Here is a 16,684-nt window from a genome sequence, read left to right as displayed (position 1 = left end):
GCGTCAGGCGTCGACGGGGTGCAGGCGGTCGACGACCCTGAGGATGAAGGTCGACGGGTTCACGACCTCCGTCTCGGCGATGGTGGCCGGGTAACTGCGCCCGATGTTGTTCATGAAAGCGATCTGTGTCTGGCAAATGAAGCGGCGCAAGGTCGCGTAGTTCGCATGGAACCGGCCGTTGATCTGCAGGGCGCCGCGGCCCCATTCATGGCGCAGCAGGAAACTCAGCGAATCCGAACGCATGGCGATGTCGAAGTCCTGCGTGTCCGTATCCCAGGCCAGGGCGCCCGCGCAGATGTCCAACACGGCCACGCGACCCAAGTCGGTCAGGTGGATGCGCGTCGCTGGCAGGCAGCCGGCTGCGGACAGCGTGCGAATCGCAGCCATGTCGTTCTTCTGCGCAATACGCGTGACATAGCGTTCGAAGGCGAGGTCCAAATCAGATTGCGCGACGCTGGGCGGCTCGCTGCATACCGACGTGGGCTGCCGCGCGGCAGCAGCCCATGCCGCGATCGCTGAGGTGTTGTCGTGACTCGTATCGCCGAGCTGCCAGCGATCGAGGACGTAAAGAGCGATGGGGCAACTGCCGTTCGCCGCGATCGTTTCGACCGCCTGGTCGACCCGGTTCGTGAAGCGGTTGAGATGCGAGTTCTCTCGACTCGAGAAGCGGGTGAAGCTCGCGAACGGAATCGTGAAACGCGGCGCCAGGACCTGCAGATTGTTCGCGAGGATACGCAAATACATGTTGGCGAGGGCGCGCGAATAGGCGTCATCTCCTTCATTCCCTATCCAGTTGGCGAACGAGTATTGGGTCAGGAGCACGTCGATCGGGCCGGTCCGGGCGTGCAGTGCCTGTGCATCAGCAACGCTCGGGAGGTAGCAATCGTTGAGGTTCAGGATCGTGCCCCCTGGCGTCTCGATGAGCAGCCATGAATCTGAACCGCGATGCTGGCCGCAGCGCACGACGATGCCGTCGGTCAGTTCATAGCGGCGGTCGTCCTCTAGTTCCAGTACCTTGAAGCCATGGCTGCGACAGAACTCCGCAACCTTGCCGTCGACGGTGGCCTGGTAGAGCACCGTGACTCCGTCTCGGGCATGCACCGGAATCTTGAGCAATTCCGCTGGCGCGAAATGATCAGGGTGTTCGTGTGAATACCAGAGATAGTTGAACGACAGGTCGGCGATCGAGACGGGCGTCGGCGCGAGCAGCTCCCAACCATGGTTGAACGCCGAGCCAGACAACCACGGATCGGTCAGCAGGCGCACGGGCCCCGCCTCGATCAGCACGCAGGCATGGTTGATCAACTGGATGCCAATATCACTCACGGCTGGTCCTTGCCTCAATGAACCACTTCTCGAGTTGCCCGATCAAGGTCGTGCGATCGAACTCGCGCTGGCTGTAGGCCAGGCCGCGGCGGCCCATCACGGCGCGCTCAACGACGCTCATTGCGGCCAATTGCTCTGCCGCGCGGGCCAGCGCTGCACCGTCGCCAGCGGGGCAGCAGAGGCCGGCGCCGGCCTCCTCGACCACGCGGGCACCTTCGCCGTCCAGCATGGCCAGCAGCGGCCTCCCGGCAGCGAGATAGCTCTGTATCTTGCCTGGGATCGTCAACGCGAAAATCGGCTCGGCCTTCAGGGACACCAGCAGCGCATCGGCACCGGCAAAGAAAGCCGGCATGCGCTCCAACGGGTGACGGCCGAGCATGAAAACGGTGGCTTGCAGACCGCGTCTTTCGATCTCCTCGCGTACCCAGGTGGCCTGACGGCCGTCGCCGACGATGAGCCAGTGCAGTTCGGGTCGGTGCCGGGTCGCTTCGGCGGCATCGAGCAGGGCCGGGAAGTCCTGAGCATCACCGATATTGCCGGCGAACATCAGCCTGAAGCTGCCGGCATGCGGTGCCAGCTCGGGCGCTTCGGCAACTCCGCCGGGATCGTCGTCGAAAGCGGCTTCGCCCCATTGCGGGAAGTAACGGGACTTGTGTGGCGCCTGCGACCAGCGCTCTATTGCCGGAAAAAAGCCCTTGGACTGGGCGAGGATCAGATCGCAGCGTCTGTAGATGAAGCGCACCAGCGCGCCGACCGCGTTGAGGCCGCGTTGCGAGCGCACCATGCCTACCGCCGACAGCGTGTCAGGCCACAGATCAAGCACCCACAGCAGCAGTGGCGCGCGCTTGATGCGGCGCAGCAGAACGGCCGGTAATGCGGACGTGATGGGTGACGTCTCGAAGCAGAAGATCGCGTCGAATTGGCGGCCGCGCAGCTTCCACGGGCCGAGCAGGCAGCCCCAGAACACGAAGCTCCAGTAGTTCAACAGCAGTCGGATCGAGCCCCTGCCGCGCGGACGCACCGGCAGACGGATGACGTTGGCGCCGTGGTAGTCGATGAAGGCGGCTGGGTCGACCGCGTAGTCGTCGAAGACGTCGCCACCAGGGTAGTTGGGCAACGCCGTCAGCACGGTGACGTCGTGGGCCCGCGCCCGCAGTTCGGAGACGATCTCATTGACGCGAAAAACCTCCGGCCAAAAGTATTGGCTGACGACCAGCACCCGCATCAGTCGTACTGGCGCCAGACGACGCGCTTCACGTAGTCCGTGTAGCTGTGGATGATGCGCACGACCTTGGCGGACACATTAGGCATGCTGTAGTCGGCAACGAGGCGCAGGCTGCGTTCGTCACCGCGAGGCTGGCCCTGCAGAACGGCAAGGCCCTGGCGCACGCGGTCCAGCGACAGGCCAGTCATCATGACGGCACCTTCCTCCATGCCCTCAGGCCGCTCATGGGCTTCGCGCAGATTCAGCGCCGGGAAGTTGAGGATGGACGACTCTTCGTTGATGGTGCCACTGTCCGACAGCACAGCTCTGGCCGAGGCCTGGAGCCTGACGTAGTCCAGGAACCCCAGGGGCTTCAGCAGCCGGATGCCGGCATGGAATTGAATGCCTTCGGCATCAATGCGCTTTTGCGTGCGCGGGTGCGTCGATACGATGACGGGCAGGCCGTGATCCTCGGCGACCGCGTTCAGAATGCCGACCAGTTTGCCAAAGGTCCGGGGCGACTCGATGTTCTCCTCGCGGTGGGCACTGACGACGAAATAGCCTTGTTCATCCAGACCGAGGCGAGTCAGCACGTCGGACGACGCGATGCCGTCGCGATAGTGGCTTAACACCTCGAACATCGGGCTGCCGGTCTTGATGACCTGATCCGGCGGCAGGCCTTCGCGCAGCAGGTAGTCGCGTGCGATCGTGCTGTAGGTGAGGTTGATGTCGGCTGTATGGTCGACGATGCGGCGGTTGGTTTCCTCTGGCACGCGCATGTCGAAGCAGCGGTTGCCGGCTTCCATGTGGAAGATTGGAATCTTGCGGCGCTTGGCGGCGATGACCGAAAGGCAGCTGTTCGTGTCGCCCAGCACCAGCATGGCCTCGGGCTGCTCGGCCTCCAGCACGCTGTCGATGCCGGCAATGATGTTGCCGATGGTCTGCGCTGCACCGCCCTGCGCTGCATTCAGGAAATGCGCGGGTTTGCGAACACCGAGGTCGTCGAAGAAGACCTGATTGAGTTCGTAGTCGTAGTTTTGCCCTGTGTGGACGAGCACGTGGTCGCAGTGCTCGTCCAGGGCCGCCATCACGCGCGACAGGCGGATGATTTCCGGTCGTGTGCCGACGACGGTCAGCACCTTGAGCTTTTTCATGGCTTGACTTTCATGGCGGTCGTGTCCGGGCGTGCGCGGTCGAAGACCTCGTTGGCCCATAGCATCACGATGAGCTCGTCGTCGCCGATGTTGGTGATGTTGTGGGTCCAGCCGGGGATGGTCTCGACGATCTGCGCCTCTCCGCCGCGTGTGACGAGTTCATGCGTCTCGCCGCTGTCGATATGGCGGAAGCCGAAATGCGCCGTGCCCTTGATGACGAGGAATTTCTCGGTCTTCGTGTGGTGGTAGTGCTCGCCGCGCGTGATGCCGGGGCCGGCAGTGAAGTAGCTGAACTGGCCGCAGTCAGGCGTCTTCAGCATTTCGACGAAAACGCCGCGGGGGTCGGCATGGCGCGGCACCGTGTACGAGAAGCCCTCGGGAGGCAGGTAGCTCACGTAGGTGGCATACAAGGCGCGGGTGAGACCCGTGCCGACGCGGTCGGTCATCAGGTCGTCGCGGGTCTGACGGAAGCCCCTGAGCGTATCGGCGAGTTCACCCACCGTGGTGTCATAGGCCGGCTTGATGTCGACGAAGCCTGGCTCGGGCGGCGCAGGCTCCAGCAGCGCCAGCATCTGGTCGATGACGTCGTCGATATAGACCAACCGCAGAGGCGCCGTCGGGTCGTTGATCGTGACGGGCTGGTCGCGTGCGATGTTGTGGCAGAAGGTTGCCACGACCGAGTTGTAGTTAGGCCTACACCATTTGCCGAAGACGTTCGTGAGCCGAAAGATGTAGACAGGGACGCGGCACTGACGCTGGTAGTGCAGCAGGGCCTCCTCGGCCGCGCGCTTACTACGGCCGTAGACGTTGTCCAGAGTCGCCTGCGTGGATGAGGCGAAGGCTACCGGGGGGCGATCCTGCAGACTCCCAAGAATGGACACCAGGCGGAGGCTGAAGTCGGCATTGCCATCATCGAACTCAAGCGGGTCCAGCGGGCGATTGACGCCGGCCAGGTGATAGACGAAGTCCAGGCCGCTCAACTGTTCGATGAGCTCGGCGTCGCCGGCTCGGTGGGAAATCAAGCGTACGTCGGCATGGCCGGCCTCGCCCAGCCGCCATTGCAAATTGCGGCCGACGAAGCCCGAAGCGCCGGTGATGCCGATGCGCACTCAGTCCTCCGCCGTCACGTTCCGCTCGCCGGCGGCGATGCGACGCATGAAGTCCAGCTTCATCAGCAGCGCCTTCATGCCGTTCACGTCCAGGCGCTCGGTGTTGTGCGAGGTGTAGTCCTCCGCGGCCTGGATGCGGGCTTCGCCTTGTTCGACGAACTTGGTGTAGTTGAGGTCGCGGCCATCGGGCGGGATGCGGTAGTAGCCGCCCAGGTCCTCAGCCCCGGCGCGTTCCTCGCGGCTGAGCAGGGCCTCGTAGAGCTTCTCGCCGTGGCGGGTGCCGATCTCGCGGATGGGATGGCTGGACTGCTCCAGCACGTCCAGCACCGCCTCCGCCAGCACGCGGATGGTCGCTGCCGGCGCCTTCTGCACGAAGATGTCGCCGTTGCGGCCATGCTCGAAGGCGTACAGCACCAGCTCGACGGCGTCGTCCAGCGTCATCATGAAGCGGGTCATCTCCGGATCGGTCAGTGTCAGCGCCTTGCCGGCACGGACTTGCTCGACGAAGAGTGGGATCACCGAGCCGCGCGAGGCCATCACATTGCCGTAGCGCGTGCCGCAGATGACAGTGCCCGTGCCTTCGAGGTTGCGCGAGGCGGCAACCATGACCTTCTCCATCATGGCCTTGGAGATGCCCATCGCATTGATGGGGTAGACGGCCTTGTCGGTCGACAGGCAGACGACGCGTTCGACGCCGGCCTGGATGGCGGCCTCCAGCACGTTTTCGGTGCCCAGCACATTGGTGCGGACGGCCTCCATCGGATGGAACTCGCAGGAGGGCACCTGCTTGAGCGCAGCGGCGTGGAAGCAGTAGTCCACGCCCCGCATCGCACCGGCCACGGCGCGCGGGTCGCGGACGTCGCCGATGTAGAACTTGAGCTTGGGCGATGCGTACTTCTTGCGCATGTCGTCCTGCTTCTTCTCGTCGCGGCTGAGGATGCGGATCTCGCGAAGGCCGGAGTCGAGGAAGCGGCGCAGCACGGCATTGCCGAAGCTGCCGGTGCCGCCGGTGATGAGCAGGGTCTTGTCGTCGAACATGGTCAGCGGGAGAGGGCAGCGGCGAAGAGGGCGTCTTTCTGGGCCGGCTGCGGATAGTTGATGAGCACGGCGCGGTACTGGCCCTTGAACACGAAGAGGCTGCCCGCGGCGCAGCCGATGACGCCGCAGGCATTGATCAGCGCCTCGATGTCAGCCAGCGAGCCGGCGCCGCCGAGCACGCTCATGGGGATGCGGATCGCCGCGCGTATCTGCTTGGCCAGCTCGATGTCATAACCTTTCATCGTGCCGTCGCGGTCCACCGAGTTCAGCACGATCTCGCCGGCACCTTGCGCCTGGCATTCGCGTGCAAACGCGACGGGATCAAGCTTGTGGACCCGGGTGGCGTTGTGCGTGCAGAGCTCGTAGCCACTGGAGAAAAGTCCGGCTTTCTTGCGCACGTCCAGCACGACGACCACGCTTTGGCCGCCCACCGCGTCGGCGATACGCCGAATGCAGGACGGATCCTCGATGGCGGCACTGCTGATGCAGACCTTCTCGACGCCCAGCTCGATGATGCGCTTGGCCTGCTCGGGCGTGCGCACGCCGCCACCATAGGCCAGCGGCATGCGGCATTCGGCGGCCAGGTCCTGGATCAGCTTGTAGTCGGGCTCAACGCCGTTGCGCGTGGCGTCGATGTCCAGCACGACCAGCTCGTCCGATTCCTTCTCGTTGAAGATCTTGACCGCGTTGATCGGGTCGCCGACGTACTTCGGGTCCTTGAAGCCAACGGTCTTGACGAGGCCTCCCTCGTGCACGAGCAGGCAGGGCGTGATGCGCGGCCTCAGCATGTCGAGGACTCCAGTTCGGCAAAGTTCTTCAGCAACGCCGCACCCCAGTGGTGGCTCTTCTCGGGATGACCCTGCATGCCGTAGACGCAACCATTGCGAACCGAGGCGGCGAAGGACGAGCCGTATTCGGCGTGCGCGGCTTCATGGGCCAGGTCGCGGCACTCGAAGTAATAGGAGTGCAGGAAGTAAAAGCGCGCGTCGGTCTCCAGCCCCTTGAAGAGCGGAACGCCCGGCAGCGGCTTCACGTCGTTCCAGCCCATGTGCGGCAGCGGCAGTCCGGCGGTCTTGCCGGTGCTATCGAAATGCCTGACCTGGCCGGGCACCCAGCCCAGTCCTTTGCATTGGCCTTCGTCGCTGGATTCGCCCAGCATCTGCATGCCGACGCAAATGCCCAGCACGGGCACGCCGCCACGGGCGACCATCGCATCCAGCGGTTCGCGCAGGCCGGAGTCGTTGAGTCGGTTCATCGCGTCGTCGAAGCCACCGACGCCGGGCAGAATCACATGCGTCGCGTCCTCGATCTCGGCCGCCGTCGTGGCAAAGCGCGTCGGGATGTTCATGCGCTTGTACATGGTGGCCAGCGCGCCGATATTGCCGACGCCGTAGCTGACGATGGTGATCATCGGATGATGGCCCGTTGCACACCAAGAGCCCGCAGCACCCGCGTGCCGAGTTCGATGATGGCCATGTCGTTGGCGTAGTCCTTGTACGTCTTCGGCTGGCCGCGATGCAAGGCCTGCAGCTCGGCAACGGTCAGGCCGAGCTTCGTCGCGATGTACTCGAAATCATGCGCCAGCGTCTCGTCGTCGTAGGCAGGGATAGCGATCTTGGCGAGCGCGTCCTCGCGCTTGAGCTGGCCTGTCAGGATCAGGCTGGAGAAATGCGCGCGGCGCTTGTCGTAGCCGAACTTGCTGGGCAGCCAATAGCCTTCGTAAAAGCGCGTGAAGCGCGATTCGTAGTGCTTGTGAGCGTATTTTTGCCAACCGAACTTCTGCACGAGTTCGTCCATGGCCGCTTCCTTGAAGAAGGGCACGCAGTTCAGCGGCTTGACGACCTGGACGCCCTTGAAGAAGCGGTAATAGATCTTGAAGCGGAAGATGCCTGCGAGCGGGAACTTCTTCAGCGGGCGCGTGCCGAAGCGGTGGTGGATGTCCTTGAGCTGGCGCACGTCGGATGCGTGGTAGTGCCACTCAAGCGGCTCGCGAACGCATTCCGTCGAGTAGTTCGCCCCGGTCAGGATGTACTTGGCGTTGTGCTTGGCGGCGAAGTTGTAGAGACCGGCGAAGAAGGCATGGTCCTGAGGGGTATCCAGATGCGGTACCTGGGCCTTGAAGAAGGCCAGTTGCAGATCGCGCATCTCGGGCCAGTCGATGACCTCGGTGAACAGATCCAGCCCCAGGCCGTCGACGAGCTTCTCGATGTTGTTGACCGCCTGCTGCGAGTTCCAGCCGGCGTCGACGTGATAGAGCAGTGGGCGCAGGCCAAACTTCTCCTTGGCCAGATAGGTCACGTAGGAGCTGTCGACACCACCCGAGAGGCCGATCAGGCAGTCGTGGTCCTTGCCCTTGCCATCGCGCTTGATCTGCTCCACCTGGGCCATGATCTCGCGCTCGCCGCGCTCATCCGTATGCCAGTTGGGCAGGATGTTGCGGTGGTAGTTGTTGCAGTAGTCGCACCAGCCGCGCTCGTCGAACACGATGCCGGAGTCGGACGTGTCCATGATGCAGTTGGAGCAGATTCGATAGTTCTTCATGCGCGTGAAACCTGCGGTCCTTGTGTGTTGCTGGCCTCAGCCATTGATCGCGTTGTTCTCAATCGCATTGCCGATGATGTCGGAGGTGGACGTCACCACGACGAAGCCCGTGAACGTCACCACCAGATAGAGCAGGAAGCTCAAGGTCAAGGTCATCCCGCCGCTCCGCCTGCTCCGGATCGCGTTGATCACGAAGATGCAATTGATGAGAAAGATGTTGCGAAAGAGCCGTATGAAATCGAGGTTGTCCAAGGTCAGCAATATCGACAGCCCGGCGATCAGGTTCATGTTCAGGATCAAGGGACCGGATATCGCCCATACGCCCATGACGGCGGGGCCACGCGCCGCGGGGCCACGGCCTGCGATTCTACGACCCGCCCACCAGATCATCACCAGGCTGGCGGCATAGAAGGTTCCGACCGAGAGCTTGGTCACCATGCTGGTCTCGGTCGTCGTGTAGACGTCGATCTTGTCGCCGATGAAGGCGAGCAGCGGCGAGGTGACCAATTCGCTGAACAGCGTGAAGTAGGCGCCCGCGCCGAGCGCGAGCATGCCCCACAGAACGAACCTGTTGCGTATGCGAGCCAGCAGGAACAGCAGATAGAAAGCCGAGGTGACGTGGAACATCGTGGCCAGCAGGATGGTCAGCGCGTATTTGGCTGGCGAGGCGCGTTGTTCGACAAGCAGGTAGCGCATGCTGAACAGGATCAGCGCCATCGCGTAGAAATTGCGCACCTGTGTCACATCCCAGATGAAGGGAAAACACAGGTAGGCGAACATCGCCAGGCCCGGCTGATCGCAGAGGTCCAGGATGGTCCGGGCGATCAGCAGCAGCGCGACGGCGGTCATGACGAAATGGAAGGCGCCGTAGTCCAAGCCTAGGCTGGAGGCCGAGTACGCCAGCAATTGGTAGCCGGGCTCAAAGCTTGCGTTCCCGCCGTCGGTCCGGACGCCCTCGAAGTTGTCCACGTAGTGGATGCGGTCCGGGTTGTCGATATTGCCTGCCACGGTGGCAAAAACCGCCAGCATCAGGAGCGCGAAGCCGATCCGGCCACGCGGCGCGGCCAGCGCAGTGATCGTTGCCACCAGCAGTAGGAGGGGGATCATGGACGGGGCCCCCCGGATCGTGCGACCCCGGCGGCGACGCGCGCCATCCAGTTGCGGAAGTCGTAGCGTGCGCGCACGGCGGGATCCACCGGCCGATAGGGCGAGCGGACGAAGGCCGCCAGCCCGGCCGGGTCGTCGCGCCCGAGGATGAAGACGTTTTCCTTGCGGTAGAAGTCCTGAGCGGCCAGGGTGGTCTCGTTGGTGATCAGCTTGCGGCCATGGAAGAGCGCTTCCATCGGCCTTTGCGTGAGGCCGCTCTGGCCTGCCTGGACGATGTCGAGCAGGCAGCGCGAGTCCTGGATGCGCCTAACCACCTCCGCGTAGGGAATGGGAGGCGAGAAGGCATGCGAGGGCGAGCTGCGGGCGTGCCCCGTGTCGGTGATGTGGAAGTCCGAGCTCAGGCCCAGCGCATCGAACTGCTGGCGAAGCTGGATCAGCTGACCCAGTCTGCCTTTATCGCCGCCAACGAAGAACACGTCGGCACCTGTCGGGCCCGGCGTCGTGGCGGACTCGGGCGCCAGGCTCGAGAAGTAGTAAGTCGTTTCCAGGCGCAGGCCGTACTGCTCGGCATCGCGCGGATCGAAGGTGATGATGGGGACGTCCTGGGCGAGCAGCCGTTCGATGCGATCGGCCGGTGTGATCGGGTTCATAAACCAGTGAACGAGCCGGTCGCGCAGGCCGCGCCGGATGAGCGCGTTACCGATAGGCTGGCTGTGCAGGGTGCCTGTCAGCAGGATCACGTCAAACTCGTGCGCCCGGCCGATCCAGTCGGCGAAGAAGGGGCTGACCGAGCCAAATGGAACCGAGCGCATGACTCGCCGACCCAGCTTGGCCCAGCGCGCGTCGCTGGCAAAGAACTCGGTCGCCTGCACCCCGGCCACCAGATTCCGATGCTGGTTGTATAGCGCGTTCTCGCGGCCGGTGAGGTAGAGGACTCGCATGCGTCGTGCTTCAGGCGGTGGCAGGGCGGGCAAGGACCCGCAGCTGGGTATAGAAGTCGGAGCGGCGCGCGTCGAGCAAGTCCTTGGCGAACTTCCGGGAGGTCGCCACATTGTCGCGGCTCATGCGGCTGAGTTCCTCCGGCGCATCCTTGAGGCGGCGGACGGCCTCGGTGAAGCCGGCGATGTCGTCCGGATCGAACATGTAGGCGGGGGGGAGCAGTTCCGGGATGCCGGCGATCGGCGTCGACAGCGTGGGCAGGCCCATGGCCATGGCCTCGATGACCGCTCGCGGAAGTCCTTCCAGGCGGGTCGGGTACAGGAACAGATCGGCCTCGCGCAGCTGTGCCAGCAGCATGGCGCGGTCATGGATGCGGCCGACGAAACGCACCCGCTCCTGCACGCCGAGTTCCGTACACAGGGCCTTCAATTCCTCGACGGCGCTGCCGTCACCGATGCAGGTCAGCGTTGCCTCGACACCTTGCTCCTGCAGGCGCTGGACGACGGCGATGGCGGCTCGGTGCCCCTTGATGTCGTTGTCGATTGAATTACTGACGTGCGCCATGCGGATGCGCGGCAAGGGGGCGAAGTCGCGCGGTGGCGCGAGCCAGTCCGCCTTCAGCTCGATGGAGGAGTAGTGCGACAGGGTGTAGAGCGGGTTGCGGCGGCACGCGTCGGGCAGGTACTTGTCCTGCAACACGTGCTCGGTGACGAAGGCCGCGCCCCGCGCCCGCCGCAGCAGCACTCGCAGCATGAACTGGTTGGCAGCGCGCATGATCCGGGGCATGTGGACGAAGGTCTCGGGGTCGTTGACGACCTCGAGGAAGAAGGGCATGCGCCGGCGCCGGAACAGGAAGGCGATATAGCTTTCCAGCTGGCTGACGCGGTAGATGGCGCAGTCCATGCCCTCACCGGCAGAACGGTAGCGGGCCAGCACTGCCGGCAGGCGCTTGAACAGCGCCTTCATGCCCTGCGTCCAGGGGAGCTCATGGATTTCCAGACCCGGCGCATCGATCAGGATGAAGCGCTGCGGGTCGATGCTCTCGACGTGGCGTGTCTTTGCTACGAAGCGGATGCTCTCGAACACCTGGAGGTAACGCTTGAAGAAGGCGTTGTCGTAGAGCGATGGTGCGTAGTAGCGGCCGTCGGGCGTGCGATAGATGTGGGCGTTGTCGACCACGAGGAGTCGTACGGGGGCGGTAGACATGCTCAGGCTCATGTTTGCAGGACGCCGCGCGGGCTCAGGGGCGGGCACGGCGCTTTCGCAGGATGTCCCGGATGTCGATCATGCGATCGAGCCTGTGAACGGCGTAAACCGCCACGAGCAGGATCGCTGCGCCGTGATAGAGGCCCGCATAGGGGAGCGAGCGGGTGGCGATCATTGCAGCACCCAGGGCCAGGAGGGCGACGGCGAACAGCAGGTTGTGAAGGCTGATGCGCAGGCCGATCAGCAGCCGACCCGCCGCGAGGAAGAAGGCCAGTTGGACGAGATAGGCCGCGACATAGCCGATGCCGGCGATGTCCAGGCCGTGATCGGCCAGCAGGAAATACAGGGCCGCGAGATAGCTCGCGCCCCAGACCACTTCGCCCACGATGAAGAGTCCACCCTTGCCGGCCGCCAGCAGGATGTAGCGGATGGGCCAGCCCAGAACCTTGAGCACATCGCCCAGGGCCAGCCAGCGCAGCAGTTCGGAGGCTGGCCCGAACTCGCGCGAGTAGAGCAGGGTGACCGCCAGCGGGCTGAACGCGATCAGGGCGAGCAGCAGGGGGCCGGACAGGGTCTGCGTCATGTCAGCCTGCTGATTGACCAGCCGGGACGCGGCCTGCGCCTCGGACTGCGCATACAGCGTGGACAGGCGCGGGAAGTAGTCCGCCGCCATCGCGGAAAGCACAAAGGTGCCATAGGTGGTCGAGATCGCCCAGGCGGCCTGGAACTGGCCGGCGGCGTCGGCCCCCAGGCTGCCGAAGACGACGCCGCGGGCGGCGAGCTGGGTGCCCATCATCGCGAGGTTTGCGGCCATGATGGGCAGGCCGAGCTTGAACATGGGGCCAAGCAGCGGACCCATCGGTGGCACGTTCCCCGACCGGACCGGGACGATGCGCTTGAAATGCAGGCCGGCGGCGGTCAATGCGGTGCTGCACAGCGGCGACATGACCACGAACCAGATGATGGCGTGCGGCCAATCCAGCAGCACCGGCAGCAAGCTGATGGCGGCGCCAAGGACTGCGGAAGCGATGCTGACGAGGGCCAGGTCGCCGATGCGGCGAAGGCCCTGCAGCAGCGCCGTCTGCATCGCGAAGAGCATGGCGGTCGCCACGCCGACGGAGAGGACCAGTGCCTGCGGCACGGAGATCGGCGCATGGATGAGCCACTGGCCGACAAGCCCAGCGCCTAGCGTCAGCAGGACGGTCGCACCCAGGCCCAGCAACAGGGTGGCGACCAGCATCGCACGCCACAGGCCCGCAGTCCGGGCGCCGTCCGCGCCTTGCGCCGCAAGGGCGCGCACGGCGCTGTTCGGCAGGCCGCATCCGGCGACGGTGGCTGCGGTGCTCACGATGCTCTGGTAGATCCCCATCAAGCCGATCGCGACGGGGCCACCCAGCACGGCCAGTGCCTTGACCTTGACCAGTCCGGCGACGAGCGTGATGGCCGTGGCGCCGCCCGTGATCAGGGTCGACTTGAAGATCTGGCGGTGGGAGGCGCTGCTCATTCGGTGCGACGCAGCCCGCTAGCGGCCCTGCAGTCAAGCCACTGGCGATTCGTGTCGGCGTTTCTCACTCCGTCGGTGCCGGCTCGGTGGCGCTTGCCGTCAACTGCCTTGGCAAGCGAGGCGGCGCCGATCAACACGGGAATGGCGAGCGCGATCGTGGCCCCGCCCAGCAGCGGGACGATGTTGCGCGAGAAATCACTTTGTGGCATCGGCAGCGCTCTCAGTGCAAGGCCTGCGTCAGTGCTTCGACAACACGTTGACGTTGACCATCTGGATGCGGCCGAAGCGGCCGGACGTCATGGTCTTCTTGAGCAACTGCAGCGTCTGATTGCGGCGGTTCTGCTTGACGACGAAGAGACGGACGCCAGCTTCGTCGCAGGCGCGGACCGATAGGCTTCGAAAAGACATTCATTCGGTATTTGCTCTGCAATGAGCTGAGGTGCCCCGGGCAGGGCTGGGCCTGCACAGAGATCGGTGATCTAGGTTCGGCGCTTTGCGCGTTCGCGACCCAATGCCAGCTTGGTGTATGCACCCACAGCGAGCAGGGCCAGCGCAAAACCGGCCAGCATGAACAGGCTGCGCTTGGGCTTGGACTTGCGCTCAGGCACTTGGGCGGCATCAATGATCTGCAATTGGCCGCCATCGCGGCTTTCGTCCACGCGCGCTAGCTCGTACTGGCGAGCGATCAGGTCGAACAGGCTTTCCTGGTACTTGAACTCGCGATAGGCGCCGACGTAGCCCCCCGCTGTCGACTGTTCAGCTTGGCCGGCACGGGTCAGTTCGCTGCGCAAGCGGCTGATAGCGGCGGTCTGCTGCCGCACTTCGGGCGTGCTCTCGGCCAGGCTGCTACTCAGCATCTGTAGCCGCACCTCAGCGCTGGTAAGTTCTGCTCGCAGTTTGGCCAAGGCGTCCACCGCGGCCTTGGGCTCGGCCTTGATCGTCTCGACCGACACGCCGCTGCCCTGCAACGCTGCCTGAGCGGCGTCCAGCTTGGCGCGCACCTGCTTGAGTTGCCCTTCGAAGAAGGCGCGCCGCTGCTGCGCTTCGGTCAGGGTCAGCCTGGAGGTGAGCTTGCGCAACTCTTCAACATACGCGTTGGCCATGTCTGCCGCGCGCTTGGGATCATGGTCGTCAACCTCAAGGGTGATCACGCCGTCCTTCTTGCCCAGGCTGACCCACGTGTGACCCGTCAGCTTCAGCCTTGCATCATGAGACAGTTTCTCTTCATAGACCGTTTTCAGATCAAAGCGCTCCAGCATTCGGTCGGCGACGGTGCGGCTCAGCGCGAAAGTGACGTACTGATCTCCCGTATTGCGCACGGCGCCCGACAGGCCAGCCAGCGCACCCAGGGATGCCAGAGCACCGGTCGCAGCGCCCTGCTGCTGGGGTGGCATGAAGGTGGTGCGAGCCGTGAAGGTCGGCTTGATCAGATAGCTCACCCCTAGAGCCAGCACGGCAGCAGCAAGCGGGGCGCCAACTACCAATCGCCAACGCGCGAGGAGCGCTGCGGCGAAATCGGACAGGGTCAATTCTGGTTCTGCGGGCGAGCTCGCCGCGCCGGAGGGAAGTGTCGACAAGGCTTGCTCTTAGTTCTTGAGGGTCTTCAATGCGGCAGCACCCAGGCCGAACTGATAGAGGATCTGCGTCCATTCCTTGGCTTCCTGGCTGAAGCTCGTGCGCGTCAGGTCCTCCGGAACGAAGATGGTGTCTCCGGGCAGTGCGGGCAGCGTTGCGAAGCCGCTACTCAACGAAATCCATCCACTGGATTGCTGCTTGGCACTGACCACGCTGCCGTTGGCGCGGATGACGAAGGTGCTTGCGTTGTCCGCGCCACGAGTCGGCCCACCGGCGAGCTTGAGCATGTCATCAAGGCTGGCGCCTGGGTTGAAGACGAAGCTGCCGCCATTGAAGACGCTGCCGAACACACCCACCGTCGAGGGACGGGCTGGCACTACCAGTCGATCACCGTCCTCAAGAGAAAGGTCCGGCAGGTTGGTGGCCGCGGGCTGTATTTGCAACACGATGCGACCGGTCGGTCGGACCGCACGAAGACGTTCGATCAGGCGCCCCGAACTCTGCGCGCGGGCTCCCTGTGCACTGGCTTCGTCAGCGGTCAGTGCCTTCTGGGTCACCTGGATGCGCGCGAACTCGGTCTCCAGGTCCCGCAGCGCGCGCTCGTACTGAGCTTGCTGGGTGATGCGAACACTCTCTCGATTGAATTCGGCTCCATAGACAAAGGCACCGGGCGTGAGGCCGCCCGCCGCAGTGACCGCATCGTTCAGCGTGCTGGTGGGCGGCAGGATGTAGTCGCCAGGCCGCTGTACCTCGCCTTCAATGCGCACACGCTTGTTCTGACGGTGCTGCGGCAGCACCGCATCGAGGGCATTGAAGGCGCGGACGACATCGCCCCCCTTCAGGTTCAAGCGACTCTGCGCCGGCAATTTGAGCTCAGCGATCCTGATGTCGTTGCGGGTGTCCAAACTTTCGACGGCCAATCGCGTGCGGTCGGCTACTGCATTCAAGCCACCGCCCATCAACAGCAGATCGTCAACGACCTCCCCGGGTTTGAGCTCGAAGATCCCCTGGCGATTGACACTGCCGATCAGGGCAACCTGCTGACCGACGGGGCCGATATGCACGACATCATCCGCTTGCAGCACGCGGTCGGCGCTCTTGTCGCCACGCAGCAGCAAGTCATACATGTCGAACTGGCTCACGAGCTTGCTGCCGCGCCGCAATTCAATGTTGCGAAAGCTGCCCGCGGCAGAAGGGCCGCCTGACTGGACCAGCGCATTGACGATGGTGGACAGGCTGCTGACCGCATAGGCCCCCGGGCGTTGAGTAAAGCCGGTGACATATACACGGATGCTGCGAAGCTTGCCGAGCGAGGTGCTGAGGCGGTAGTTGCGGAAGACTTGTCCTATCCGCTGGTCGATCGCTGCATTGAGGTCTGCATATCGCAGGCCCGCCACCATGACAGGGCCGACGCGCGGAATGGTGATGCGGCCACTGCGGTCAACGATGAGACGCAGATCGGCTTCGACCGAGCCCCACAGGTTGACCGCCAGTTCGTCACCGACGCTGATGATGTAGTCCTGAGGGATCTGGCTGGATGCCTCGCCTTGAGGGAAGTTGCGTTGAGAGAGCAACTCGGCGCCAAACCTGCGAACCTCCGAGTCTTCGCCAGCGCTACGGCGAACGTGGCGTTCGAATTCGGTCAGCAGCGGCTTGCGCCCAGATGGATCTTGCAACGTAGGGCTTAACGGATCTCGATCTCGATCTCGATCTCGATCGAGTTCGCGGTCTCGAAGCGGTGTCAGCGATTCATTTCCTGCGTCAGCGTTCGCTGGCCGTGCGGGCACTACCAGCCTGACCGGCCCCGTGGCTGAGACCTCTTGGGTGTCGTTGGCAGCAACGGCGAGACTGGTCAGCCCTGAGAACAGGGTAATGCCCAGGGCCACCAGGCTACTTCGAATTCGGCATGGCCAAACGCAACTCAACGATCGGGATGTTTCCCAGGAGCCGGGAATAGTCATTGGGGTGGCAAAAGTTATGA

Annotated in this window: 15 protein-coding genes and 1 pseudogene; all 16 read right to left on the bottom strand. The window is 64.0% G+C overall.

Annotated elements, in window-relative coordinates:
* Positions 1 to 3 precede the first annotated feature (3 nt).
* On the bottom strand, positions 4 to 1,326 hold the full coding sequence (locus tag ASC95_RS28365) for an MBL fold metallo-hydrolase (RefSeq protein ID WP_162250869.1): 1,323 nt from the start codon (positions 1,324 to 1,326) through the stop codon (positions 4 to 6).
* Positions 1,319 to 2,551, bottom strand: coding sequence for a glycosyltransferase family 4 protein (locus ASC95_RS28360; RefSeq protein WP_057301046.1), 1,233 nt, complete (start codon positions 2,549 to 2,551; stop codon positions 1,319 to 1,321). The genes ASC95_RS28365 and ASC95_RS28360 overlap by 8 nt, the downstream gene beginning before the upstream one ends.
* Positions 2,551 to 3,684 carry a non-hydrolyzing UDP-N-acetylglucosamine 2-epimerase gene (gene wecB, locus ASC95_RS28355; protein WP_057301045.1) on the bottom strand — a complete coding sequence of 378 codons (1,134 nt, stop codon included), beginning with the start codon at positions 3,682 to 3,684 and terminating at the stop codon, positions 2,551 to 2,553. Before wecB ends, ASC95_RS28360 begins: the two co-directional genes overlap by 1 nt.
* Positions 3,681 to 4,793 carry an NAD-dependent epimerase/dehydratase family protein gene (locus ASC95_RS28350; RefSeq protein WP_057301044.1) on the bottom strand — a complete coding sequence of 371 codons (1,113 nt, stop codon included), beginning with the start codon at positions 4,791 to 4,793 and terminating at the stop codon, positions 3,681 to 3,683. The genes wecB and ASC95_RS28350 overlap by 4 nt, the downstream gene beginning before the upstream one ends.
* The gene (locus ASC95_RS28345) at positions 4,794 to 5,831 is read right to left on the bottom strand and encodes a polysaccharide biosynthesis protein (protein WP_057301043.1); all 1,038 of its coding nucleotides are present in this window, start codon (positions 5,829 to 5,831) and stop codon (positions 4,794 to 4,796) included.
* 2 nt (positions 5,832 to 5,833) lie between these two features.
* Positions 5,834 to 6,619 (bottom strand): AglZ/HisF2 family acetamidino modification protein, encoded by a 786-nt coding sequence (locus ASC95_RS28340; protein ID WP_057301042.1) that lies wholly within the window; start codon positions 6,617 to 6,619, stop codon positions 5,834 to 5,836.
* Entirely contained in the window at positions 6,613 to 7,242 is a 630-nt protein-coding gene (gene hisH, locus ASC95_RS28335; protein WP_057301041.1) for an imidazole glycerol phosphate synthase subunit HisH, read from the bottom strand. The genes ASC95_RS28340 and hisH overlap by 7 nt, the downstream gene beginning before the upstream one ends.
* Positions 7,239 to 8,372, bottom strand: coding sequence for an N-acetyl sugar amidotransferase (locus ASC95_RS28330; protein WP_057301040.1), 1,134 nt, complete (start codon positions 8,370 to 8,372; stop codon positions 7,239 to 7,241). Before ASC95_RS28330 ends, hisH begins: the two co-directional genes overlap by 4 nt.
* A gap of 36 nt (positions 8,373 to 8,408) precedes the next feature.
* Entirely contained in the window at positions 8,409 to 9,479 is a 1,071-nt protein-coding gene (locus tag ASC95_RS28325) for an EpsG family protein (protein WP_057301039.1), read from the bottom strand.
* Positions 9,476 to 10,420, bottom strand: a complete 945-nt coding sequence (locus ASC95_RS28320) for a hypothetical protein (RefSeq protein ID WP_057301038.1) — start codon at positions 10,418 to 10,420, stop codon at positions 9,476 to 9,478. The genes ASC95_RS28325 and ASC95_RS28320 overlap by 4 nt, the downstream gene beginning before the upstream one ends.
* A gap of 10 nt (positions 10,421 to 10,430) precedes the next feature.
* Positions 10,431 to 11,624, bottom strand: a complete 1,194-nt coding sequence (locus ASC95_RS28315) for a glycosyltransferase (protein WP_162250868.1) — start codon at positions 11,622 to 11,624, stop codon at positions 10,431 to 10,433.
* A gap of 34 nt (positions 11,625 to 11,658) precedes the next feature.
* Positions 11,659 to 13,128: an oligosaccharide flippase family protein gene (locus tag ASC95_RS28310; protein WP_057301036.1), complete on the bottom strand. Its 1,470-nt coding sequence runs from the start codon at positions 13,126 to 13,128 to the stop codon at positions 11,659 to 11,661.
* Positions 13,125 to 13,337, bottom strand: a complete 213-nt coding sequence (locus tag ASC95_RS28305) for a hypothetical protein (protein ID WP_057301035.1) — start codon at positions 13,335 to 13,337, stop codon at positions 13,125 to 13,127. The genes ASC95_RS28310 and ASC95_RS28305 overlap by 4 nt, the downstream gene beginning before the upstream one ends.
* Before the next feature lie 43 nt (positions 13,338 to 13,380).
* Positions 13,381 to 13,515 (bottom strand): annotated as a pseudogene (locus ASC95_RS31000) (gfo/Idh/MocA family oxidoreductase); the annotation flags it as partial.
* Positions 13,516 to 13,607: 92 nt separating this feature from the next.
* Positions 13,608 to 14,705 (bottom strand): Wzz/FepE/Etk N-terminal domain-containing protein, encoded by a 1,098-nt coding sequence (locus ASC95_RS28300; RefSeq protein WP_157256546.1) that lies wholly within the window; start codon positions 14,703 to 14,705, stop codon positions 13,608 to 13,610.
* 9 nt (positions 14,706 to 14,714) lie between these two features.
* On the bottom strand, positions 14,715 to 16,589 hold the full coding sequence (locus ASC95_RS28295; RefSeq protein WP_162250867.1) for an SLBB domain-containing protein: 1,875 nt from the start codon (positions 16,587 to 16,589) through the stop codon (positions 14,715 to 14,717).
* Positions 16,590 to 16,684 lie beyond the last annotated feature (95 nt).

The organism is Pelomonas sp. Root1217, from assembly GCF_001425705.1.
Taxonomy (GTDB): domain Bacteria; phylum Pseudomonadota; class Gammaproteobacteria; order Burkholderiales; family Burkholderiaceae_C; genus Pelomonas.
The sequence above is the reverse complement of the archived record's forward strand: the minus strand, read 5'-3'. Positions and strand labels throughout refer to the sequence as shown.